The organism is Halolamina pelagica (genome assembly GCF_001307315.1).
GTDB classification, from domain to species: domain Archaea; phylum Halobacteriota; class Halobacteria; order Halobacteriales; family Haloferacaceae; genus Halolamina; species Halolamina pelagica_B.
Genome location: NZ_LGUC01000001.1, coordinates 810,242 through 825,572, shown reverse-complemented (window position 1 = coordinate 825,572; position 15,331 = coordinate 810,242). Strand labels below are relative to the sequence as shown.

Below are 15,331 nucleotides of genomic sequence, written 5' to 3'. Positions count from 1 at the left end.
GCTATGCGCAGGCGCGAGGCGCTCGCCATGCTCGCCGCCGGCGCCCTCCTCCCCGGGCGGGCCGCTGCCCACCCGACGCCGCCGGAGGGCGACCCCGACGGGACGCCGCCGACCCGGACTGACACGGGGTACGGCCCGCTCGCACGGCTCCACGTCGGCGGCGCGACCGATGCAGTCGTCTCCGACGACGGCACCACCGCGTTCGTCGCCGCGACGACGGGCTATGTGGTGGTCGACGTTTCCGATCCCGACGACCCCGCGATCCTCGCCGAGCGCCGCGACCTGCTCGCCGACCGCGAGGGCGGCCCACTCACGGGGATATACGACGTGAAGCTCTCGGGCGACACGCTGCTGGTCGTCGGCCCGGCGAACCCCGGCCAGAGCGACCTTTCGGGGGCGCTGGTCGTCGACGTTGCCGAGCCGTCTCGCCCCGAGCACCGCGCGTTCTACGAGACCGACTACCCGATCCACAACTGCGACCTCGAGGGCGACCGCGCCTACCTCACCGTCAACCGGGGTGACCGGCGGGCGCTGTCGATCGTCGACGTGGCGGGCGAGCCGACCGAGATCGGCGCGTGGTCGCTCCGCGAACACGACGAGCGCTGGGGCGATCTCGCCCCGTACCCGCGGACGCTCCACGACGTGTTCGTCCAGGACGGCGTCGCCTACCTCGCCCACTGGGACGCCGGCACGTGGCTGCTCGACGTGACCGACCCCGCGTCGCCGACGGTACTCACCCACATCGGCCGCGACCCGGGGACCGTGATCGACCAGTACGAGTCCGGCGCGGACGGCTACGACGGGCTCCCGGGCAACGACCACTACGCCGCCGTCGACGAGTCCGGCGACCTGCTCGCGATCGGGCGCGAGGCCTGGGCCACCGAGGAGCGCCCCGAGGGCGGCCCGGGCGGGATCGACCTCTACGACGTGTCGACGCCGGAATCGCCCACCCACCGCGCGACGATCGATCCGCCGCCCACGCCGGACGCGACCCAGCAAGGGGTCTGGACGACCGCCCACAACTTCGAGTTCAGAAACGAGATCCTCTACAGTTCGTGGTACCGCGGCGGCGTGAAGCGGCACGACGTGTCCGATCCCGCAGCGCCGCTGGAACTGACGTGGTGGGCCGACCGCCCCCACGCGGAGTTCTGGACCGCCCGCGTCGCCGTCCCCGGTTCGACGTTCGTCGCCGCCTCGCGCGCCACCGGGCAGTCGCCGGCGGCGCTGTACGTGTTCCCGGACGCCGACGGCGAGACGACGTGGGGGTTCGACGACGGCGCGGCGACGCCGACGAGCGCCGAGACGCCGACGGCGACGGAGACACCCTCGCGCGTGAGCACGCCCGGACTCGGCCCGCTCGCGGCGCTGGCTGGCGTCGGCGCCGGCGCGCTCGCCCGGCTTCGGCGGCACGAGCATCCCTGAGCCACCGGGAGGAACGATCGTGATACAGTTTTTTCGCGGCCGCCAGCGTGCAGGAAAACCGCAAGCTACCAGTGTCCCCGCCCCCAACGAGAGACAATGAGCCAGGAGAGCCTGAAAGAGCGCGTCGAAACCTGGATGACCGGGCAGATGCCCATCATCCAGATGCACGGCGGGCGAAGCGTCGTCCGGGAGGCCAACCCGGAGACCGGCACCGTCAGCGTCGAACTCGGCGGGGCCTGTGCCGGCTGTGGGATCAGCGATCTCACCGCCCAGAACATCAAACGCGACATGATCATGGAGTTCGACGACGTCGACGAGGTCCACGTCATCGTCCCCTCGACGGGCGAGCAGGGCGACTCGACCGTCGAAGGCGGCCGTGGCGGCGAACTGCAGCACGCGACCGAGCACCCCAATCACTTCTGACCGGGCCGGTGGCTTCATTTCGAACACGCGCGACGTATCGGTATGCAGCGCCGCCAGTATTTCGCAGGGCTCGGGCTCGCACTCGCCGTTCCCGTGGCCGGCTGTAGCGCACCGGCCGACTCGACGCCGACCCCCGGCGGCCAACGACTCACCGTCAGCTTCTCGAACGAGAGCGACCGGACGCTCGTGTTCACCGCCGCCGTCGTGGAAGCGGGCCTCGGCGGCGTCCGGATCACCTATCGCGACGACAGCGAGCGCACGTTCCCGGACGCCGACACCCTCGACGACGTGCCCGCCGACGCGTGGGACGGCGCGGTGACGTTCGAACCGGTGGGGCCACACCAGCGCCGGCAGTTCCGGTCGACGGGCGGCTCCGGGCTCGGCGTCGAGTTCGAACCCGTGGCGTTCGGGTCGACCGTCGTCACCACCGTCGCCGCTCCGAACACCGAGCAGTCGATCCGAAGCGTCGGCGCCGGCACTTGCGGCGAGGCCGCCGCTGCCGAGGTCTCGGTTCAGGTCGATGCCGAGGGTCGCGTCCACCTCCACACGACCTGCAAGAGCGAGGCGTAGCGACGACTCAGATCGCGCGTTCGATGCTCGCGGCGACGCTACGGGCTTTCTCCGCCAGCGCTTCCGGCAGGTTGCCCGCCTCGACGGCGGCGTCGAGTTCGTCGTCGTCGACGCGCTCGACCGTCCCGTCGGGGTATTTGATCACGTCGACGTGGAGGTCGACGTAGCGGACGGTGTCGGGGAACAGCTCGACCGGCGTGCAGATGTTGACGTAGGTGCCCTTGTGCTCGCCGTCGGCGGAGCGGTACGTCGTCGGGTACCACCAGCGTCCCTCGCGGAACTTCGTGTGAGCGATGTCGCCAGCCGCTCTGGGCGTCCCCAGCGCGTCGTACGTGCCGCCGGCGGAGATCTCGCGTTCGACCGCGAGCGTCTCGCCGTCGCGGTCGGTCACTTCGGCCTCGCCGAGGACGATCCGGTGGCCCGCCGGCTTCCCGTGGCCGATGCGGACCGTCTCCCCCTCGTGGGGCCGAACTGGTCGGCGACGACGTCGAAGGGGAACTCCTCGCCCAGCCCGTCGGCACAGAGCGCCTCCACGAAGTCGACGCCCGCGCTGGCGGCGGTGGTGCCGGCTTTGGTGCGGTGGTGGCCGGGCATCGTCGCCGTCACCTCCCGGCGACGCTCGTCCAGCGCGAACCGGGACTCGCGGCCGAACCAGATCCACGCGCCAGCGGTGGGGCTGGCGACCGCCCGAACCGGCTCGGGGTCGCCGGCGTCGTCGACGGCGGCTTCCAGCGCCGTGGCTCGCTGGCTCGCGCGGTCGAGAGCGTCCTCCAGCGTCGCCATCTCGGCGTCGCGGGCGTCGTGGGCCCACTCCAGCCCCCAGCCGGCTGGCGGGGCAGTCGAGAGCAGGTCGGTGAGCCCGGCGAGTTCGCGGCCCGCGGCGTCGTCGCGGCCGGCCACGCGGACGCCCTCGCCCCCGTGGACGAGCGTCGCCAGCCCGGCCTCGACCGCCAGGCCGGTGTCGAGCAGCGGCCGGTCGTCGTCCCACGGCGCCGCGGCCTCGGTCACCTGCACGCGTACCGTGTCGCCCTCGTCGACGCGGCCGTCGACGGCGCGGAACGGGAGGTAGCCCGTTGTCTCGCCCAGCGTGACGACGGCGCCACTGCCGAGCGTCTCGGTCACGCGGCCGTCGAACACCGCGCCGACGGGGGCGGGGTCGTCCCACGCCAGCGTGTCGATGCCGGTGTCGACGAGCAGCTCCCGGATCGCGTCGACGGCGTCGGGGTCGCCGGCGACGTTGACGCCCTGTCGGTCCGGCCCGGTCTCTACCGCGGCGTCGTGGTCCGCGGCGGGGAGGTCGGCGTCGAAGCGCCGCTGGATCGGCGGCGAGGCCTGTACGACAGTGTGGCCGGCGTCGAGCAGCGTCCGCGTGAGCGCGGTGGCGTAGATCCCCCGGACCCGAACGTTCGACGATGGCTCGGTCATGGACCCGGGTTCGCCGGGGAAGAACAGGTAGGTGACGGTTCGTCCCGATTCTGGCGGGAGTGGTCGGCAGCAGCGGATCGACGACAGCAGGCGTCAGCAGTCAGTTCAGCTTCTCGCGGGCGATCCCCACGCCCGTCGGCGTGACGACGATCTGATCGTCGCCCTTCTGGACGATGTCGCCGTCGACCTCCTGGGCGACCTGCCGGAGCTCCTCGATGATGCGGTCGCTTTCGGTGTCGGTCGTGGAGTGGCGAGTGATGTCGGCGATCACCATGTCGCCGTCGTAGACGGCGTCCTTGATCGCGATCACGTCCTGCTGCCCGCCGATCTCCGCGAAGTGAACGCTCATGCTCCCCGCGCTCCCGGGGCTCTCGAAGTCCTCCTCGAGGTCGAGGGTGACGTAATCCTCGGTGTCGCGGTTGCCGCCCCCGCCGAGGATTTTGCTCATGATTCCCATGTGGGCTGCAACCCGGGCTGTCGCATTAGTTCTTGCGCCGGCGGGACGACGGCGGGGCGATCCCTCGCGGCGTTCGCCGGGAGACGACCACTTTTCCCCGCGCCGCCCGCAGCGACGGCTATGACGTTCAGCATCTGCGTCCGCGAGGAGTACGAGGACGAGGACGGAACCGACCAGCTCCGGTTCGGGGTCGCCGTCACCACCCGCCTCCCGGCGGTCGGGACGCTCTGTCCGTTCGCCTCCGAGAACGGCGCGGTGGCGACCCAGAGCCTCGTCAACGTCGAACTCGGCGAGCGGGGGATCGAGTACATCGACGACGGGCTCGCGGTCGACGACGCGCTCCAGTCGCTGTTGAACGCCGACGATGGGGCCGAGAACCGCCAGCTTCACGGCATCGACGCCGACGGGACGTTCACCTTCTCCGGCGAGGAGTGCAAGGGCTGGTACGGCCACCTCGAGGGCGAGAACTACACCGTCGCGGGCAACCTCCTCACCGGCGAGGCGGTGATCGAGAACGTCGCCGAGACGTACGAGGAATCTGATCGGGACGCCCCGCTCGCCCAGCGGCTCATCGACGCGCTCGGGGCCGGCTACGCCGAGGGCGGCGACAAGCGCGAGGAGCTCCACGTCCAGAGCGCCGCGCTGAAAGTGCGGACCACCGAGGAGGAGGAACACTCGCCGTACTACAACGACCTGCGCGTCGACGCCACCGAGACGCCGATTCAGGACCTGCGGGAGACGTACCGCCTGGCCGGCGACGGGTTCGCGGAGGCGATGGAGCGCTACCAGGACGCGATGGAAGACGACGACCTCGAGGCGGCCGAGGACGACGAGTAGCGACCCACAGGCTGCCGGGGCCCGGGGATTGATAGGCTCGCAGGCTGATTACGGGCTGTGTCAATCGAAGAACCTCCTGAGGACGCGCCCGAACCGTACCGCGACCTCATCGAGCAGAACCGACGGATCTCCTACCTCAACGACGCAAGCGGTGTGCTTGGCTGGGACCAGCAGGTCACCATGCCCGAGGGCGGCGCCCCCGCCCGCTCGAAGCAGCTCTCGGCGCTCTCGGCGGTCACCCACGACCTGATGACCGCAGACGAGTTCGAAGCGGCGCTGGTCGCGAGCGAGGACGTCGCCGACGACCTCGACTGGCGACAGCAGGCCGCCGTCCGCGAGATCCGGCGCAGCTACGACCGGACCGCCGACGTGCCGGGCGATCTCGTCGAGGAGCTCTCGGAGGTACAGAGCGAGAACCAGCAGATCTGGCAGGAAGCCAAAGCGAACGACGACTTCGAGCTGTTCGCGCCACGCCTGGAGACGCTGCGGGATCTCTCCATCGAGCGCGCCGGCCACATCAGTCCGGACCAGCCGCCCTACGAAGTGCTGTACGAGGACGGGCTGCCGTACATCTCCCGCGAGCGGACGAACGAGATCTTCGACCGCTTGAAGGAGGAACTGGTCCCCCTCATCGACGAGATCACCGAGAACGGTGACGAACTCGCGACGCCGTACCAGGGACAGGAGTACCCCGAGGCGGATCAGCGCGCGCTCTCGGAGGCCGCCCTCGACGCCATCGGCTACGACCGCGACCACGGGCGACTGGACATCTCCGCCCACCCGTTCACCTCGGGCACCCAGTTCGACGCTCGGGTGACGACGCGCTACAAGCCCGAGAACCCGATGGACGCGCTGACGGCGACGATCCACGAGTACGGCCACGCGAGCTACATGCTCGGGCTCCCGAAGGAGCACTACGGCACGCCGCTGGGCCAGTCGCTCTCCTCGGGCGTCCACGAGTCCCAGAGCCGCTTCTGGGAGAACCACGTCGGCCGGACGAAGCCGTTCTGGGAGTTCTTCCTCCCGAAGGTGAAAGAGCACCTCGACGGCGTCGACGATCTCACGGTGCAGGAGGCCTACGAGGCGGTCAACCGCATCTACCCGAACAACCTCATCCGGGTGGAGGCCGACGAGCTCACCTACCACATGCACATCATCCTCCGGTGTGAGATCGACAGCGCGTTCGTCGCCGGGGAGATCGAGGTCGACGAGATTCCGGAGCTGTGGAACGAGAAGATGGAGGAGTACCTCGGCGTCACGCCCGACGGCGTCGGCGAGGGCTGTCTGCAGGACATCCACTGGTCCTCCCGGTTCGCGGGGTTCCAGGGGTACACGATCGGCAGCGTGCTCGCGGCCCAGCTCGACGCCGCGATGCGGGAGGACATCTCGGACGTCGACGGCAAGATCCGCAACGGCAACTTCGAGCCGATGCGCGAGTGGATGAACGAGAACGTCCACAGCCACGGCCGCGCGTACAAGTCCGAGGACCTGATCGAGGAGGCGACCGGCGAGCCACTGACCGCCGACTACTTCCTCGACTACGTGAACGAGAAGTTCACCGACCTCTACGGGCTGTAGCGCGGGCTGCGCCCTCTCGTTTTTCTCGCCGAAGGAGCAAAGAGCCGTCGCGCCCAACCCCGGGTGTGAAGGAGTACAAGCGCAAGCAACTCCTCGAGCGGGTCGGACGTGAGGCCGCCACTATCGGCGCCGACATCCCGGAGCAGATCGAGGTCCAGGGAGAGACACTCGAGCTCCAGCAGTTCGTCTTCGAGATCAAGCGCCGGGAGACGGTGCCCGCCGAGCAGCGCGAGCGCGTCGACGAGGCCAAACGCAACCTCCGCCGCGAGCGCAACGAGCGCCTCGAACTGCTCGAAGACGGCGAGATCAGCCACGAGAGGGGGAGGCGATCGCCAACAGCATCATCGGGATCGACCGCGCGCTCGACGCGCTGGAACAGCTCGACGCCGGCGACATCGAGAGCGAGGCCGCCAGACAGGAGGCCGCCGACCAGAAGCGCTGGATGAACTTCCTCCAGCAGGCGCTGGGCCACGACGACGGCGGCCCGCGACGCGGATCGCTCTGACGATAGCGACCAACTGCGACGAACAGACCGCCGCCACCATCCGGAGCTACCACATGCCCACGAACGACGAACTCGCGACCCTGCTCGAAGAGATGGCCGACCTGCTGGACGCGAAGGACGTGGAGTACAAACCCACGGCGTACCGGCGGGCCGCGGAGAACGTCCGGGAGCACCCGAAACCGATCGAAGAGCTCGCCGCGGAGGGGCCGGACGCCGTGGCGGAGATCGACCGCGTCGGCGACGCCATCGCGACGAAGCTGGTGGCCTACGTCGAGACCGGCGAGATCGAGGAGCTCGAAACGCTCCGTGAGGAGCTGCCCGTCGACATGGCCGCGCTCACGAGCGTCGAGGGCGTCGGCCCCAAGACGGTCGGCACGCTCTACGAGGAGCTCGGCGTCACCGATCTCGACGACCTCGAAACGGCGGCCAGAAACGAGGAGATCCGGGCCGTCAAGGGGTTCGGTCCGAAAACCGAGCAGAACATTCTCGACGGCATCGACTTCGCCAGACAGGCCCACGAGCGAACGCTGCTCGGCAAAGCCCGCCCGCTGGGCGAGGCCGCGCGGGCGTTCCTCGCGGGCATCGACGCCGTCGACGAGGCCGAACTCGCCGGCTCGAACCGCCGCTGGAAGGAGACGATCGGCGACGTGGACGTGCTCGCGGCCAGTACGGACGGCGAGGCGGTCGTCGACGCCTTCCTCGACTGGGAGAACTCCACCGAGACGATCGAGTCCGGCCCGACGAAGGCCAGCCTCCGGACCGGCGACGGCGTCCGCGTCGACCTCCGGGTCGTCGACCCCTCGGAGTTCGGCGCCGCGCTGCAGTACTTCACCGGGAGCCGCGACCACAACATCCACCTGCGAAACGTCGCTATCGACCGCGAGCTGAAGCTGAACGAGTACGGCTGCTTCGACGTGTCAGCCGTCGACGACCCCGACACCGGCCAGCGCGTCGGCGAGCGCGTCGCCGGCGAGACCGAGGCGGGGATGTACGAGGCGCTGGACCTGCCGCTCATCCCGCCGGAGCTCCGGGAGAACACCGGGGAGATCGAGGCCGCCCGGGAGGGTTCGCTCCCCGATCTCGTCACGGAGGACGCGATCCGGGGAGATCTCCACGCCCATTCCGAGTGGTCCGACGGCGACGCGACCGTCGAAGAGATGGCGCTCGGCGCCGCGGAGTTCGGCCACGACTACCTGGCGATCACTGACCACGCCGAAGGCCCGGGCGTGTTCGGGAACACGGGGCTGGCCGCCGACGAGATCCGGGAGCAGGCTGACGCGATCGCCGACGCCCGCGACGCCCTCGCCGACGCGGGCCACGGCCTCGAACTGCTTCACGGGGTCGAGACCAACGTCAGCGCCGACGGCGGGCTCTCGACGCCCGACGACGTGCTCGCGGAGCTGGATATCGTGATCGCCTCGCCCCACGCGGCGCTGGATCAGGACCGCGAGCCGGCGACCGACCGCCTCGTCGCCGCGATCGAGCACCCACAGACGGACATCCTCGGCCACCCGACCGGGCGCATGATCAACCAACGCCCGGGGCTCTCGCCCGACATCGATCGGCTCGCCGACGCCGCGGCCGAGAGCGAAACGGCGCTGGAGATCAACGCCAACCCGAGCCGGCTGGACCTCCGAGATTCGGCGGTCCGGGTGGCCGTCGAGGCCGGCGCCGTCCTCGCTATCGGCACCGACGCCCACCGGCCGGGGGCGTTCGCCGAGAGCCGGTACGGCGTCCACACCGCACGCCGCGGCTGGGCCGAGACCGACGACGTGCTCACTGCTCGCGATATCGACGGCGTACGGGCGTTCCTCGACTGATCGTGACCGAGCGCCGGTTCATCCTCGACGTGATGCTCGGGAAGCTCGCCACGTTCCTGCGGATGTGTGGCTACGACACCGCCTACGCGCTGGATCGCGGACTCGAAGCCGACGAACCCATCCTGCGGCTCGCGGCCAGCGAGGATCGCACGCTGCTCACCCGCGACGAACAGCTGGCCGCTCGGGCCGCCGACGCGATCCTGCTGACCGAGCGTGGGATCGAGGGGCAACTCCGGGAACTACAGGCGGCGGGTGTCGCCCTCTCGCTCCCGGCGCGGCCGCGTCGCTGTAGCAACTGTAACGGCGAGCTCGAACCCGCTGACGCCGACGAGGCGCCCGCACACGTGCCCGACGACGCCGAACCGTACCGCTGTCGGGACTGTGGACAGTGGTTCTGGAAAGGCTCACACTGGGACGCCGTTCGCGAGACGCTGTCGAGGCTGTGAGTTACTGCCGTGGCGTGTAGTCGTCGCAGGCGTCCATATCGTCCATGAGTCCTTCGTGGAACGCGCAGTAAGGCTGCATCCCCTGCTCGGTCTGCACGTACTCGAAGTGACGACAGGAGCCACAGTAGCTGTCCCGATCCGGGCCGCTTTCGGCGCGATCGGGGTGGCGCCGGTCGGCGTCCAGTCGTCGTCGCGCAGGGGTGAGCTCCCCGGGCCCACTTCGCTCACCTCGTCCGTGGCACTGTTTGACTGCCCCGCCGAGCGACCGGCGGCCGACTCACGGTTCTCGCGCCGGGGCGGCTTCGATCCGACCGAGTCGACGCCGCCGTTCGCGTCGGCAGAACTCGACCGCTCGTTCGTCGCCGACCCGGCCGAGGGGGTGCTGGGGCCGGCGTCGGCGATCTCCGACTCGTCAACGAACGCTCCACTCCCACCGAGGTCGGTGACCGTGTTCGTCGACGCGCCGCCGTCACTCGCCACGCTGCTGTTCCCGCCGCCGGCACCCGGCCTGTCCGGCGGGTCGACGTCCGGGGTATCTCCGAGGACGCCCATGCTGCCCGAGAACTTCGAGAGTTCCGAAGTCGGCACCTCGATCACCTTCGTCTCGCCCTGAGTGGTCACTTCGACGTGAGCGGTGCCGCCGGGGCTGTTCCGGGACTCGAAGTTGACGATCCCGGTGAACAGACACCAGAGCGTGGTGATGATCCCTGCCGCGTAGAGTAGCGCGACCGGCAGCGTCAGAAGCGTCCGGCCGTTGAGGCAGTTCGTGCCGACCCACTGGCAGGGGTAGGCGTGGACGAACAACGCGACTCCGAGGATCGAGAGCGCAGCGCCGATGACGGCCGCGACCCGGGTGCGTCGGCCGGAAGGGAGGACGGAGAAGATACCCAGGATCGCCGCCGGAACGCCGAGCCCGGCGAGGATCCCCGCCCACTCCCAGGAGGCCGTCAGCGAGTCGAACGGCGTGATCGCCCCTACGACCACCCCGGCTATCGCCAGCAGACCACCGACCGCGAACAGGCCCAGCCCCGCGTACAGTCGCCGGAGGCTGGTCTGGAACTCCGCATCGGGCTTGTACACCTCCGAGAGACTGGTCATGTACGGCTCAATACTCCCCACGGACAAAAAGCCGTACGTCATACACATGTCTGTAGAAATACATCCTGCCGCGGGCCGTCGACGCCATCGAAAGCGTTACCGTCCGGACGGGCGATGTCCCGGGTATGAGCGAAGAGGAGACCGAGGAAGAGGCGGCAGAGCCGGCGGTCGAACTCGGCGAGGGGAGTACCGTCGAGGGGCGCCCCTGGCTCGCGTCGCCGCACGACTCACCTGGCCACAGGAGCGCAGTCGTATCGTCGAGAAGGAGGGTGACGCGACCATTCGGACGCCCGAGGGCCCGCGTTCCCTCGAGGAGGTGCTGGCGGAGTCGGACACCAGCTACTTCGACACTCGGCAGACGTTCGTCGAGACCGTCGAGTCGATCGTGGGCCGCGGTCCGGTCCAGACCGAGTAGCGCGGCTCAGAACTCCAGTAGACTCGACTGGAGCCCCGCCGCCATCGTCGACTTTCTTCGCAGTCGCGCTTCCGGGACCGGCAGGTGGCTGGCGATCTCGCTGATCGCCCCCGTCAGTGTCTCTGCGGTGCCGTGTTCGCCTCCGAACGCGTGCCGGACGGCCTCACGAACCTGCCAAACCCCTACCGGGCCCCAGTAGTCGTCGGAGACGTGGCGGAGTACGAGCGCCTTCCCCTGTCGGCCGATATCCGAAAGATGTTCGAGCACGCCGAGGCGGGCGGCGTAGTACGCACCCGCGGTCTCGTCGACGTACCCCGTCCGTCCCTCGAACTGCTCGTGGGCGCTGGCGAGGTACGTCCCCGCTTCGGGATCGGGGTTCCAGATGCTCCCGGGTGCCTTCATCTCGACCAGTTCGTACTCCCATTTCCCGGGGGCGAGAACAACCCAGAAGCTGTTGCCGAGGTACTCGTTGTGCCAGACTTGGACGCTGTCGACGCTCTGGCTCCCCCGGAGCGTCCCGCGGAGATACTGGCCAACGGTGTCGTCGACGGCGGTGATCGACCACCGTGTCGGGACGAGCTTCCGGTTTTCGGCCTGGCCCAGCGCGCCCGCCGAGAGGATCGTATTGATGTCGTACACGTCGAACCCGCGGCGGTAGAGGTAGTTGATCGCACCCTGGGCCTGCCAGTCGTCGTCTTCGAGGGTTTTCTCCACGGGGCGGGGACGTGTGGGTTCTCGGTGAGATCGGCCGACTGAGCGGTCGCTCGGGGGCCGACCGGCGTCGCCACGTCGTCGCGGGAGACGTCGTAGTCCACGTCCGGCCGACCGTCGAGCCCGACTTCGACGCCGACCGGCCGGTCGGCGATCGCGATCTCGCGCTGGACGCCGGTGAACCCGTCCCACGCGTCGTGTACGTCGACGCCGACCCCCGTGCGGTTGGAGTTCAGCAGGCTGGTCCGGCGCTCGAACACGTCCGCGATTCCCACGCCCTCGTCGTACCACTCCCCGCTGGTCTCGAAGCGTCCGGCGTCCTCCTCGTGGCCCACAGGCGAGAGGATCCCCGTGGAGACCTTCGGGTAGTCGGACCGGCCGACGAAGATCGACGGCGACACGCTCCCGACCAGCGAGTCGCCCGTGACGTGCTCCTCGAACCGGCTCTCGAAGGACTCCAGGTGATCGAGTATCTCGTAGTTCTTCTCCTCGGCGAGGCGCCGTCGCTCGGCGGCCTCGTCCGCCTCGTACTCGAGATACTCGTCGAGTCGCATCAGCGTGGACTCGGCGCTACGGCGGCTTGAAAGTTCTGTGCACGGCACCCCGGATGCGGCACACAGCTAGCGAACAGGCGTCACGGCGGCGCCCCGGCCGGTGTGTCGCGCTCCCGCCTCGGCCGGACCGGGGCCGTTCTCAGCGCATGGCGTGGCTGGTCCCGTTCTCGTACTTGAGTGTCGGGGCGAGTGTCAGCGTTCGCGGCTGGGGAACGAACTGCCTTTACTCGCCGGCCGGATAGCGCCCCCATGCCGACGGTCACTGTCGATCCCGACGACGCCCGCGACCGCCTGCGTGAGGCCGGTATCGAGGTGCTGGCGGGTAACACCGACCACGAGCGATGGCGAGCCGAACGCGGCGACGCCGTCGCCGTCGCCTACGACGACAAGGTCGTCGTCCAGGGGAGTTCACCCACCGATCTCACGCTGCTTCTGCGCGACGGCGGCGGCCGTGCACACGTCTACTTCGACGGGGCCAGTCGGGGCAACCCCGGGCCGGCCGCGGTCGGCTGGGCCATCGTCAGTAGCGACGGCGTCGTCGCCGAGGGGAGCGAGCGGATCGGCCGCCGGACGAACAATCAGGCCGAGTACGAGGCGCTGTTGCGGGCGCTCCGGGCCGCACGCGATCTGGGGCTCGACGAGATCGACGTTCGCGGCGACTCACAGCTCGTGGTCAAACAGCTCCACGGGGAGTGGAACACTAACGACCCGGAGCTCCAGGAGCTACGTGTGACCGCTCGGGAGCTCCTGCGGGCGTTCGACCGTTGGGACGTCGAGCACGTTCCGCGGGAGATAAACGAACGCGCCGACGATCTAGCGAACGAGGCACTCGATGACCGATAGCGACCCCCAGACGGCCGAACGAACCGAAGTGGTGGGCGTCGGCGACGCCGACGACGAGCGCGTGCCGGACATCCCGGCCGACGCGGTCGACGAGGCCGAACGGCTCACCCGACTGGCGCGCGCGGCCGAGCGCCGCGAGGACGACGCCGCGGCCGAGGAGGCCAACGTGTACCGAACGCGCCGTGAGGAGCTCGTCGCCGAACACGACTACGAGACCCGGATCCGTGACGAGGACGACACGCTCGTCCTCTACCCGGAGGAGTGGCTCGAGGACGGTGTCGTCCAACTGGATCGCGTCGAGAACACCGACCGCGGGGTCGAAGTCACGCTGTCGGGCCCGGGCGATCCCGAGCACTGGCAGGAAGTCGCCGACCACAACGACGACCTCGTGGCCGCTGTCGCCGACGACGCCCCGGCCCACGAGGCCAACGCCGAGGCGGTGGCGGCGTTCGCCAGCAACCACTACGCGAAGGAGATCGAGAAGCTGACCGCCGAGGAGGTTCGGGAGTTCCTCGACGAGTACTACCCGCGGAACGCCTGGCCGAGCGACACGCAGGCGTCGCTCATCGAGGAGTCCGTCCGAAAACTGTTCGCGGCGGCGGAGACCGAGCCGCCGGCGCCGGTCGAAGACCAGTAAGCTGGCCTCAGTATGCGTCGTCGACGATGTCGCCGATCTCGTCGGCGCGGCTCTCGTCGGTGACGTACCGGGAGAGCGTCCACTCGAGACTGTCCAGCACTGCGTCGCGACCCTTCTCGGTCAGGGCGTACTGGTTCGTTCGCTTGTCGAGTTCGCTCTTCTCGACCAGCCCCATCTCGACCAGATCGTCGAGGTTGGGGTAGAGTCGACCGTGGTTCACTTCCGTTCCGTAGAAGTCCTCGAGCTCACGCTTGATCGCGAGCCCGTACATCGCCTCCTCGGAGAGGATGACGAGGATGTTCTGCTGGAACGCGGTGAGGTCACGTGCGATACCGGGCTGCTCGTCGTTGACTGCTTCTGCCTCTGACATAGTTGATGTGGGGCACTGTGCGCTACCCCCCACCGTGTACGTGACAAGCCCCCTTCCCGGGGCGTTGTCAGCGCCGGCGCACAGTACGGGGTATTCGTACAGTGCTCGCAACATGTTCTACTCGTCCAACTGTAAAAGCGTTTTCGCCCGGACAGGAACGTCCCGAAAAGCATTTGACCGGCTTGCCGGAACCTCAGGAGGCATGACGAACCTCTGGGAAGATCTGGAGACCGGCCCCGACGCGCCCGAGACGATCTACGCGGTTGTCGAGTGCCTCAAAGGCGAGCGAAACAAGTACGAGTACGACAAGGACGTGCCGGGCGTCGTCCTCGACCGCGTTCTCCACTCGAACGTCCACTACCCCTACGACTACGGCTTCATCCCGCAGACCTACTACGACGACGAGGATCCCTTCGACGTGATGGTGATGGTCGAGGACGCGACGTTCCCGGGCTGTGTCATCGAGGCCCGCCCCGTCGCACTGATGAAGATGGACGACGACGGCGAGCAGGACGACAAGGTGCTGGCCGTCCCCAGTGAGGACCCGCGCTTCGACCACATCCAGGACATCGACGACATCCCCCAGCAGACCCTCGACGAGATCGACGAGTTCTTCGAGACCTACAAGAACCTCGAGGAGGGCAAGGAGGTCACGACGCTGGGCTGGGAGGACAAGCAGGCGTCCCTCGACGCGATCGAGCACGCCCAGGAGCTGTACGACGAGACGTTCTAACCAGCGACGGCTCGCGACGTGCTCTGGCCTCCGTGCCAGAGCGATGGAGCGCGTCGCCGTCGCTGTGTGGTGACCTAATTCGGCTCGCGACGTGCTCTGGCCTCCGTACCAGAGCGACGGAGCGCGTCGCCGTCGCTATGTCGGACCCTTACTTCGCGACTGGAGGTGACGCGGCCGCGCGCGCTAGCGCGTCCGCGAACGTCGACGTACCGCCCCGTATCCGTCGGCGGCGATGCGCCGCAGTTCTCGCCGCCAGACACCACATACGTGGGAGACATGGGTATACCTCCCAGACATTCGCCGCGTAATCGGGATGAGTTATGCGTATGGGTAATCTCTTGGGTGGTCGGGCCGATGGTTCGCATATGGCCGCAAAGAACCACTCCGTCGGCATCGACCACGTGACCGTCGTCCCCGCACCGGCGGCGCCGTCCGATGAGTCGACCGAGGACGACGCCGACGACGAGCAGTGAGTGACTCCCGGCGA

At 68.9% G+C, this 15,331-nt stretch carries 13 protein-coding genes and 4 pseudogenes; 12 read left to right on the top strand and 5 right to left on the bottom strand.

From position 1 onward, the window contains the following. The first annotated feature begins 3 nt into the window (after window positions 1–3). The 3 genes from SY89_RS04395 to SY89_RS04385 all read left to right on the top strand — a co-directional run bounded on the left by SY89_RS04395 (window position 4) and on the right by SY89_RS04385 (window position 2,415). Complete coding sequence (locus SY89_RS04395) at window positions 4–1,422, top strand: LVIVD repeat-containing protein (protein WP_054583303.1); 1,419 nt, start codon at window positions 4–6, stop codon at window positions 1,420–1,422. A 96-nt stretch (window positions 1,423–1,518) separates the two neighbouring features. Next, a complete protein-coding gene (locus tag SY89_RS17095) occupies window positions 1,519–1,845 on the top strand; it encodes a NifU family protein (RefSeq protein ID WP_054583302.1) in 327 nt (108 codons plus the stop codon). A gap of 42 nt (window positions 1,846–1,887) precedes the next feature. After that, on the top strand, window positions 1,888–2,415 hold the full coding sequence (locus SY89_RS04385; RefSeq protein WP_054583301.1) for a hypothetical protein: 528 nt from the start codon (window positions 1,888–1,890) through the stop codon (window positions 2,413–2,415). Between the two features lie 7 nt (window positions 2,416–2,422). On the opposite strand, the pseudogene SY89_RS04380 reads toward SY89_RS04385, so the two are convergent. Continuing rightward, a pseudogene (locus SY89_RS04380) lies at window positions 2,423–3,840 on the bottom strand (ribonuclease FAU-1 family protein). Window positions 3,841–3,940: 100 nt separating this feature from the next. Next, window positions 3,941–4,297: a cell division protein SepF gene (locus SY89_RS04375; protein WP_054583300.1), complete on the bottom strand. Its 357-nt coding sequence runs from the start codon at window positions 4,295–4,297 to the stop codon at window positions 3,941–3,943. Between the two features lie 120 nt (window positions 4,298–4,417). Here SY89_RS04375 and SY89_RS04370 point away from each other — a divergent pair, with 120 nt between their 5' ends. The 5 genes and pseudogenes from SY89_RS04370 (at window position 4,418) to SY89_RS04350 (ending at window position 9,483) form a co-directional block, all read left to right on the top strand. Further along, entirely contained in the window at window positions 4,418–5,134 is a 717-nt protein-coding gene (locus SY89_RS04370) for a DUF1028 domain-containing protein (protein ID WP_054583299.1), read from the top strand. Window positions 5,135–5,191: 57 nt separating this feature from the next. Continuing rightward, the gene (locus tag SY89_RS04365) at window positions 5,192–6,712 is read left to right on the top strand and encodes a carboxypeptidase M32 (protein ID WP_054583298.1); all 1,521 of its coding nucleotides are present in this window, start codon (window positions 5,192–5,194) and stop codon (window positions 6,710–6,712) included. Window positions 6,713–6,777: 65 nt separating this feature from the next. After that, window positions 6,778–7,217: pseudogene (locus SY89_RS15720) on the top strand (DUF5788 family protein). 53 nt (window positions 7,218–7,270) lie between these two features. Next, window positions 7,271–9,037, top strand: a complete 1,767-nt coding sequence (gene polX, locus SY89_RS04355) for a DNA polymerase/3'-5' exonuclease PolX (RefSeq protein WP_054583296.1) — start codon at window positions 7,271–7,273, stop codon at window positions 9,035–9,037. A 32-nt stretch (window positions 9,038–9,069) separates the two neighbouring features. Beyond that, window positions 9,070–9,483: a Mut7-C RNAse domain-containing protein gene (locus SY89_RS04350; RefSeq protein ID WP_054584661.1), complete on the top strand. Its 414-nt coding sequence runs from the start codon at window positions 9,070–9,072 to the stop codon at window positions 9,481–9,483. Here the strand turns inward: SY89_RS04350 and SY89_RS04345 are convergent. Continuing rightward, window positions 9,442–10,581, bottom strand: a complete 1,140-nt coding sequence (locus SY89_RS04345) for a phage holin family protein (RefSeq protein ID WP_054583295.1) — start codon at window positions 10,579–10,581, stop codon at window positions 9,442–9,444. The genes SY89_RS04350 and SY89_RS04345 overlap by 42 nt on opposite strands. 125 nt (window positions 10,582–10,706) lie before the next feature. On the opposite strand from SY89_RS04345, the pseudogene SY89_RS04340 reads away from it, so the two are divergent. Continuing rightward, a pseudogene (locus SY89_RS04340) lies at window positions 10,707–10,996 on the top strand (DUF5789 family protein). Between the two features lie 6 nt (window positions 10,997–11,002). Here SY89_RS04340 and nreA read toward each other — a convergent pair. Beyond that, window positions 11,003–12,261: pseudogene (gene nreA / locus SY89_RS04335) on the bottom strand (DNA repair protein NreA). A gap of 249 nt (window positions 12,262–12,510) precedes the next feature. On the opposite strand from nreA, the gene rnhA reads away from it, so the two are divergent. Both rnhA and SY89_RS04325 read left to right on the top strand, forming a co-directional pair. Next, window positions 12,511–13,104 (top strand): ribonuclease HI, encoded by a 594-nt coding sequence (rnhA, locus tag SY89_RS04330; protein WP_054583294.1) that lies wholly within the window; start codon window positions 12,511–12,513, stop codon window positions 13,102–13,104. Then, entirely contained in the window at window positions 13,094–13,741 is a 648-nt protein-coding gene (locus tag SY89_RS04325; protein ID WP_204374418.1) for a DUF7108 family protein, read from the top strand. The genes rnhA and SY89_RS04325 overlap by 11 nt, the downstream gene beginning before the upstream one ends. 7 nt (window positions 13,742–13,748) lie before the next feature. Here the strand turns inward: SY89_RS04325 and SY89_RS04320 are convergent, their stop codons facing one another. Next, window positions 13,749–14,111 (bottom strand): PadR family transcriptional regulator, encoded by a 363-nt coding sequence (locus SY89_RS04320; RefSeq protein WP_054583293.1) that lies wholly within the window; start codon window positions 14,109–14,111, stop codon window positions 13,749–13,751. A 202-nt stretch (window positions 14,112–14,313) separates the two neighbouring features. Between SY89_RS04320 and SY89_RS04315 the strand changes: the two genes are divergently transcribed. After that, window positions 14,314–14,844, top strand: coding sequence for an inorganic diphosphatase (locus SY89_RS04315; protein WP_054583292.1), 531 nt, complete (start codon window positions 14,314–14,316; stop codon window positions 14,842–14,844). Window positions 14,845–15,331 lie beyond the last annotated feature (487 nt).